Genomic DNA, 7,455 nt, shown 5'->3' on the forward strand with positions numbered 1-7,455 from the left:
ATCGAATCCGTGAAACAAGAACTTCAAAAGATGATGGGAGAATGGAAGAATCAAGATTTCATTCGAAAGGAAGGCCTGTTCTTAATAGGCTGTTCAACGAGTGAAGTTGTCGGCGAACATATCGGAACAGCAGGCAGTGAGGAAGTTGCCGCAGCGATCTATGAAGCGATGAAGAAGTTTCAACAAGAAACCGGTGTCGACCTAGCCTTTCAGTGCTGTGAACATCTCAACCGAGCGATTGTGCTGGAACGAAAAGTACAACAGCGTTTGCAAATTCCAGAAGTGAATGCCATTCCTCAACCACAAGCGGGAGGTTCGATGGCGACCCATGCCTATCAACAGATGGAAGACCCAGTATTAGTGGAAAGTGTCCAAGCTGATTATGGTATGGATATCGGAGACACCTTCATCGGAATGCAGTTGAAGCCTGTCGTTGTGCCACTTCGTTTACAAACAAAACAACTCGGCAATGCACACGTCACCCATGCATTCACTCGACCAAAACTGATTGGTGGAGAACGTGCGGTGTATCGAAAATAAGATCTCAGCCAATTGATTGGCGTTTATTAAATAAGGAGGGGTTTACATGAGTCATTTAAAGAACAAATTAAACGAAATCGATCCAGAAATGCTTGAAGCAATTAATAAAGAGAAGGGCCGCCAGCACGATAAAATTGAGCTGATTGCATCAGAAAACTTTGTCTCTGAATCGGTCATGGAAGCAGCAGGCTCTGTATTGACAAATAAATATGCAGAAGGCTATCCTGGACGCCGTTATTACGGTGGCTGTGAATATGTCGATATTGCAGAAAATCTAGCACGAGACCGGGCGAAAGAACTGTTCGGTGCAGACCACGCAAACGTTCAACCGCACTCTGGTGCCCAAGCGAATATGGCCGTTTATTTTTCCGTATTGAAACCAGGCGACACGATTCTCGGCATGAACTTGAATCATGGAGGCCACTTGACTCATGGAAGCCCGGTGAATTTCAGTGGAAAACTTTATAATGTCGTTGATTACGGTGTCAATGCAGATGATGAACTCATCGACTATGAAGCATTACGTGAGCGAGCGCATGAAGTGAAACCGACGATGATTGTCGCAGGTGCATCCGCTTATCCACGCGTGCTAGATTTTGAGAAATTTCGCGAAATCGCTGATGAAGTCGGCGCATACTTGCTCGTCGACATGGCGCATATCGCAGGTCTCGTTGCCGCTGGCTTGCATCCAAACCCAGTTCCACATGCGCATTTTGTGACGACAACTACCCACAAAACGCTTCGTGGCCCGCGTGGTGGCATGATTCTATGTAAAGAAGAATTCGCGAAAAAAATCGATAGCAATGTATTTCCGGGGATGCAAGGCGGCCCGTTAATGCATGTGATTGCTGCGAAAGGCGTTTCATTTAAAGAAGCATTGCAACCTGAGTTTAAAGAATATGCAGCAGAAATTATCGACAACGCCAAACGACTTGGCGAAGCACTCGTCAAAGAAGGCGTACGCCTCGTATCCGGCGGAACGGACAACCACTTATTATTATTGGATTTACGTCCACTCGGCTTGACCGGAAAAGTAGCCGAAAAAGCGTTGGACGATGTAGGGATTACAACGAACAAAAATACGATTCCTTTCGATCCGGAGAGCCCATTCGTGACAAGTGGGATCCGTATCGGAACAGCAGCCGTTACGACAAGAGGCTTCGGCATCGAAGAAATGGACGAAATCGCAGCCATCATGAAATTGACATTGGACAATCTCGGAGACGAAGAGAAATTAGAAGAAGCGAAACGACGCGTCAAAGCATTGACCGACCGTTTCCCAATGTACGAATAAAAAAGGTAAGCAGCGGTGACCCCCGCTGCTTTTTTAATGCATTTTGAGGAGCCGTTGAAAAAACGGTTGCAGCCATCGAAAAAATGCATGAAGCCGTCGAAATCGTCGCCCGAGCCGTCGAAATCGTTGCTCGAGCCGTCGAATAAATGTGCGCACCCATCGAATAACGGTTGAAGCCGTCGAAAAATCGCGTGAAGCCGTCGAATTCTTCACCCGAGCCGTCAATAAAACATGCGAACCCGCCGATAAAGTGAGCAAACCCGCCAATAAAGCGTTCGAACCCGCCGATAAAGGTCGAGAACCCGCTGATAAAATGCGAAAACCCGCCGATAAAGTGAGCAAACCCGCTAAAACCACAAACACCCACCGAATCCACACCCACCTAACCCAACACCACATTCATATTTTTACTACATAATGCTAAACTAACAGGACAACGTATTTCTTTCAATTCTGTTACAAGTCGCTCATTCATGCTGTTTCGTGATAGAATAAATAGGGTTTAACAATTACTGAATGAGTGAATAAACTACAATAGATATAAGCGTAGAGTCAGGAGAGAAATGACAGTGTTTACAATCAATGATGCGTTTATCCGAGATCTGTCTGAAATCGTAAAAACAGAGAATATAAAAGTGAATGAGCCGCTCAACGCTCACACGTATACACAAATGGGCGGAAATGCCGATGTTTTCGTTACGGCAAGCCGCTATGAAGAAGTAGAACAAGTCGTCAAATTTGCGAATGAACACAATGTGCCTTTCACGCTAATCGGAAATGGATCGAACATGATTATCAAAGATGGCGGGATCCGCGGTATTGTGTTGAGTTTGAAAAGACTAGATGACATCCAAGTAGAAGGCACGCGTTTAGTCGCCCAAAGTGGTGCTCGTATTATCGATGCTTCCAGAGAAGCGCTCAGCCACTCACTAAGTGGTCTTGAGTTTGCTTGTGGTATTCCCGGGACGGTAGGCGGAGCGCTCTTTATGAACGCAGGTGCTTATGGCGGAGAAATTAAAGATGTCCTGACAGAAGCAGTCGTCGTCGACCGGGAAGGAAATTTAAAAACACTCGCAGCGGAAGACTTGGACCTTTCCTACCGCACGAGTAATATTCCGGATAATGGCTATATCGTCATGGAAGCTCGCTTTGATTTAAAAGAAGCGAATTACGATGACATCAAAGCGGTTATGGATGACCTGACATTTAAACGAGAATCCAAGCAACCACTTGAATACCCATCATGCGGCAGTGTCTTCAAAAGACCACCAGGCTATTTTGCCGGAAAATTGATCCAAGACAGTGACCTGCAAGGAAAAGGAATCGGTGGGGCAGAAGTGTCGAAAAAACACGCCGGCTTCATCATTAATAAAGATCATGCAACTGCGACCGAATATATTGATGTCATTCATATGGTGCAACGTACGGTTAAAGATAAGTTCGGCGTCGAACTAGAGCGTGAAGTGAAAATCATCGGAGAAGACCCGGAATCATAAAACATCTATGAGAGAGCTTGGACTACATTGATAGTTCGGGCTCTTTCTCTGTATTCCGCTTGGACAAGCTATTCATTCAAAAACGCTTAAAACATCACACATAAAAACAACGCGAACCTAAATCACTTCGAAAAAACAGCAATTTGTGCGAAAGTTTCCACTTTGTTAAATTTGTCGATGTCTGTTGAAATAAGCTCAATAGTTCGCTACAATTCAATGGATATGTGAAAAAAAGGAGCTGTTCAGATTGGGAAAACTCTATGTTTTTGATCACCCGTTAATCCAGCATAAACTCACTTTCATCAGAGACAAAAATACTGGAACAAAAGCTTTCCGTGAATTGGTTGATGAAGTATCCGCATTAATGATGTTTGAAATCACTCGTGAATTGCCATTAGAAGAAATTGAAATTGAAACCCCCGTTGAAAAATCAAAATCAAAAGTCCTCTCAGGGAAAAAGTTAGGTATCATTCCAATCCTTCGTGCCGGTTTAGGTATGGTTGATGGAATCGTTGACTTAATTCCAGCCGCAAAAATTGGCCACATCGGTCTCTACCGTGATCCAGAAACATTAAAACCAGTTGAATACTACGTGAAATTACCATCCGATATTCATGAAAGAGAATTAATTGTAACCGATCCAATGATTGCGACAGGCGGCTCGGCAATTGAAGCGATCGAATCGTTGAAAAAACGCGGTGCAACGCATATTCGTTTAGTATGTTTAATTGCAGCACCAGAAGGCGTCGAAGCTGTTCAAGAAGCACATCCAGATATCGATATTTATATTGCAGGACTTGATGAAAGACTGAATGAAAAAGGCTATATCATTCCAGGTTTAGGCGATGCAGGCGACAGACTTTTCGGTACAAAATAATAGATGGTGCGGCTGATCTCTTTCTCGGAGATCGGCTTTTTTTATGATATACACTTGTGTCATAATAAAATTGATGTACGGACTATGAGCTGAAAGGGGTATGTTGTGGGATATTTATTAAGTCTTTTTGTAGCAGGAATGATTGGACTTTCATTAAGATTTATCATCTTAGACAAATTTGAACTTTACCAACTCGCAATCTTGCTGGTGTTTCCGGTGGTTGCGGTGCTCCTTTACTTTTTTCTGCGAAATCAAACGAGAAGAGACCAAGCATTTCAACCGTTCAACAGTGAAGGGAAATGGATGTTCCGGCTAGGAAATGCGATTACGCCAAATTGGAAACCAATTTATGCACATCAACAATGCAAAGGAAATTTCCGCAGAATTTACAGATCTCCTTGGAAAATGTTTATTGCCGATATCATGCGCTCCACCGGTCGTTGGTATTTAAACCTAGAAGCAAAGATGGAGAATGGGGACCATTTCGCTTTCGTCAATCAAGAGGAAAATAAACTTTTGGGAAATGATCAATGGATTCTTCAAAAAAACAGGGAAGCAATTGGCCGTGTACAAACAGATCTTTCTATGAAAAATGCGAGTAAGTTAAAAGGAATACTGGAAGCAAATATAGAGGGCAGACACTATCAATTTCACACGTATGGAATGAGTGATGGTGTTGAGTTATATGCCGATGACAGGTTAATCGGTAGGGGTTACAGAGGAAAAGGTTATCAATTCACTTATCAGCCAACAGTCGAAGAAGCAGATCACGTTCACCTCATGTTGACCTTCATCTTAGTTACGTTTTATTTTCATACATAAGAATCGCTCTCATGAATTTCCATTAATTGCACAAACTAAACTCCGAGCGAAACGGAGGTGAGTTGTTGCATAAGAAATTCTGCATGACACTAATCATTGCGCTAATTTTTTTACCCAACATCGTCCAAGCAGACGAAGAGCAAACATGGATCATCGAAATGGAAAATGCGCCAGAAGACTTAGAAGCGATCCTGCAAAAAGATTATCCATTCATTGAAGTTCTTCATATGTATGACACGCTGCTTGAAGCGGTTGCCGTTCAAGGGAAAGAGCGGCACATCGAGCAATTATATGAAGAAACGTTCGTCACAACCATTCACTCGGCACAAACGTATCAAGTGCCTCACGCCCATACAAAAAATTCAGCCTTACCAAAAGCAAACTATCATCCAGAAGACATTGAGCAAACAGGTAAAAACGTAAAAGTCGGTGTCATCGATACAGGCATTGATTATACACATGCTGATCTGGAGGCGAATTACCAAGCGGGCTTCGACACGGTTGATTTCGACGAAGACCCGATGGAAACGACGATTGAACAAGGCGTGCCGACGATGCATGGAACACATGTGGCAGGCATTATTGCAGCAAAAGGGGAGATCACCGGTGTCGCTCCGGATGCTGAAATTTATGCTTATCGTGCACTTGGCCCAGGTGGGACAGGAACGACGGCTGAAATTATCGCAGCACTTGAAGAAGCCGTTGACGATGGGATGGACGTCATCAATTTGTCCCTTGGAAACGAAGTGAACAGTCCCGATAGTCCCATGACAGAAGCGGTCAATCGTGCGGTCGAGTTGGGTGTTCCCGTCGTTGTAGCAAATGGAAATAGCGGCCCTGATTTATGGACGGTCGGTTCACCAGCGACGGCAGAGAAAGCGATGTCCGTGGGAGCCTATGCGCCAGTGCAGCATCAACCATATATCGAACTGGCCAATTCGTATCGAATCGATTTAGCACAAGTTCCTTTGAGTCCTGCTTGGAATTTTTCTAAACGAATGCCATTAGAGACAGTCTCATCTGTTGAGGAATTGGAAAAAAGCATCAACGACCGTGTGATTTTAATTGAAAAAGAAAAGACGTATCTGGAAATGATGGCGGCGATCATGGAAAAAGGCGCATCAGCGGTCATTGTGTACAGTGAGGAAGACCCGAATTCTTGGGAGTTTGTTGAACTGCCGATTCCTGTAGCCTATGTTTCAACAGAAGATGCGAGCCAATTAAAAAATGCCGGCAAATGGTTTACGACAAAATATGAAGAGTTGACGGACAAGCTTGCGACATTTAGCTCGCGTGGTCCGGTCACTTCAAACTGGGAGAGCAAACCGGATATCATTGCACCGGGCGTGAACATTTTGAGTACCGTTCCCGGCGGCTATGCCGAATTGCAAGGGACGAGCATGGCGGCACCTTATGTGTCAGGCCTTCTCGCACTATTAATTGAAAAAGACCCGGACGCATCACCAGAAGAGTTAAAAAACCGCTTGATCTCTCATGCCAATCCGATCGATGAACTCAACCAATCTGCCATTGACCAAGGGGCGGGAGTAGCGGATATTGCGAGTAGTTTAGAGGGCGACTTCACTGTAAAAAATAAAGCGATTCATTTTGGGAAAGTCGATCAAGATGATCAAACCATTCAACGCTCAGTAACGATTGAAAATCATGAAGAAGAGCCGGTGCTTGTCCGGTGGGAGATTCCGAGAAAGCAACCAGGAATCCAGTGGAAGTTACCATTCACAACAGAGATTGCACCCGGCACATCGAAAAGCTTTCCAGTTGAACTGCGTGTATCGACTGACCGACTATCGGAAGAGATTTTTGAAGGCTACTTCCACGTCAACGTTGGTGACGAACTTGTATCACTACCATATACATTCGTGACGGATGAAGCAGATTATCCACGTATATCTGGAATCGAATTGGAGCCTATACCATTTACGGAAAATGAATTTAACTTATCCGTATACTTGGCTGAAGACGTCGAACAACTGGAGGTCGCAATCGTTACAGGAGATTTTTCCGAAACAAAATCGCTACTTGAAAAAAGCGATATTAATGAAGGGAAATTCCAAGAGACCATCCGTATTGACGAAATAAGCGAGTCAAGCCAATACCTTGTCGTCCAAGTCGTCCAAAATGGAAAAACATATACCTCAGAGGTTCAGTTGAGTTCTTAAATGACGGGTTAGACTTGAAGGAAACAGAATCAAGTAAACGGAGATCCGATGACTGACACTGAAGTTTGACTGCTGAAGTTGGTCCGCTGACTGCTCAAGTTGGCCCGCTGACTGTTGAAGATTTTATGAAGACTATTGAAGTTAGGCCTTCTGCACAAGCATTCGTCTGTGAATTATCGAGCGGTTGGAGCGCTTTGTCGGGCGGCTCGGTGCGTTTGTCGAGCGGTTGGAGCGCTTTGTCGGGCG

Annotated in this window: 7 protein-coding genes; 6 read left to right on the forward strand and 1 reads right to left on the reverse strand. The window is 44.3% G+C overall.

Annotated features, from left to right (window positions below):
* Both FPQ10_RS05605 and glyA read left to right on the forward strand, forming a co-directional pair.
* A partial coding sequence (locus FPQ10_RS05605; protein ID WP_255439721.1) for a TIGR01440 family protein occupies positions 1-540 on the forward strand: 540 nt, incomplete at its 5' end.
* Between the two features lie 46 nt (positions 541-586).
* Positions 587-1,834: a serine hydroxymethyltransferase gene (gene glyA, locus FPQ10_RS05610; protein ID WP_144161531.1), complete on the forward strand. Its 1,248-nt coding sequence runs from the start codon at positions 587-589 to the stop codon at positions 1,832-1,834.
* Here the strand turns inward: glyA and FPQ10_RS05615 are convergent.
* Entirely contained in the window at positions 1,797-2,216 is a 420-nt protein-coding gene (locus FPQ10_RS05615) for a hypothetical protein (protein WP_144161534.1), read from the reverse strand. The genes glyA and FPQ10_RS05615 overlap by 38 nt on opposite strands.
* A gap of 196 nt (positions 2,217-2,412) precedes the next feature.
* Between FPQ10_RS05615 and murB the strand changes: the two genes are divergently transcribed.
* The 4 genes from murB (at position 2,413) to FPQ10_RS05635 (ending at position 7,209) form a co-directional block, all read left to right on the forward strand.
* Positions 2,413-3,330 (forward strand): UDP-N-acetylmuramate dehydrogenase, encoded by a 918-nt coding sequence (gene murB / locus FPQ10_RS05620; RefSeq protein WP_255439725.1) that lies wholly within the window; start codon positions 2,413-2,415, stop codon positions 3,328-3,330.
* Positions 3,331-3,577: 247 nt separating this feature from the next.
* Entirely contained in the window at positions 3,578-4,207 is a 630-nt protein-coding gene (upp, locus tag FPQ10_RS05625; protein WP_144161540.1) for a uracil phosphoribosyltransferase, read from the forward strand.
* Between the two features lie 105 nt (positions 4,208-4,312).
* On the forward strand, positions 4,313-5,029 hold the full coding sequence (locus tag FPQ10_RS05630) for a tubby C-terminal domain-like protein (RefSeq protein ID WP_144161543.1): 717 nt from the start codon (positions 4,313-4,315) through the stop codon (positions 5,027-5,029).
* 65 nt (positions 5,030-5,094) lie between these two features.
* Positions 5,095-7,209, forward strand: coding sequence for a S8 family serine peptidase (locus FPQ10_RS05635; protein ID WP_144161566.1), 2,115 nt, complete (start codon positions 5,095-5,097; stop codon positions 7,207-7,209).
* The last annotated feature ends 246 nt before the right edge of the window (positions 7,210-7,455 follow it).

It is taken from the genome of Allobacillus sp. SKP2-8 (assembly GCF_007559355.1).
Taxonomy (GTDB): domain Bacteria; phylum Bacillota; class Bacilli; order Bacillales; family Alkalibacillaceae; genus Allobacillus; species Allobacillus halotolerans.

Coding starts and splice junctions, on each gene's coding strand:
- glyA (WP_144161531.1), top strand. CDS start 587: ATGAGTCATTTAAAGAACAAATTAAACGAAATCGATCCAGAAATGCTT.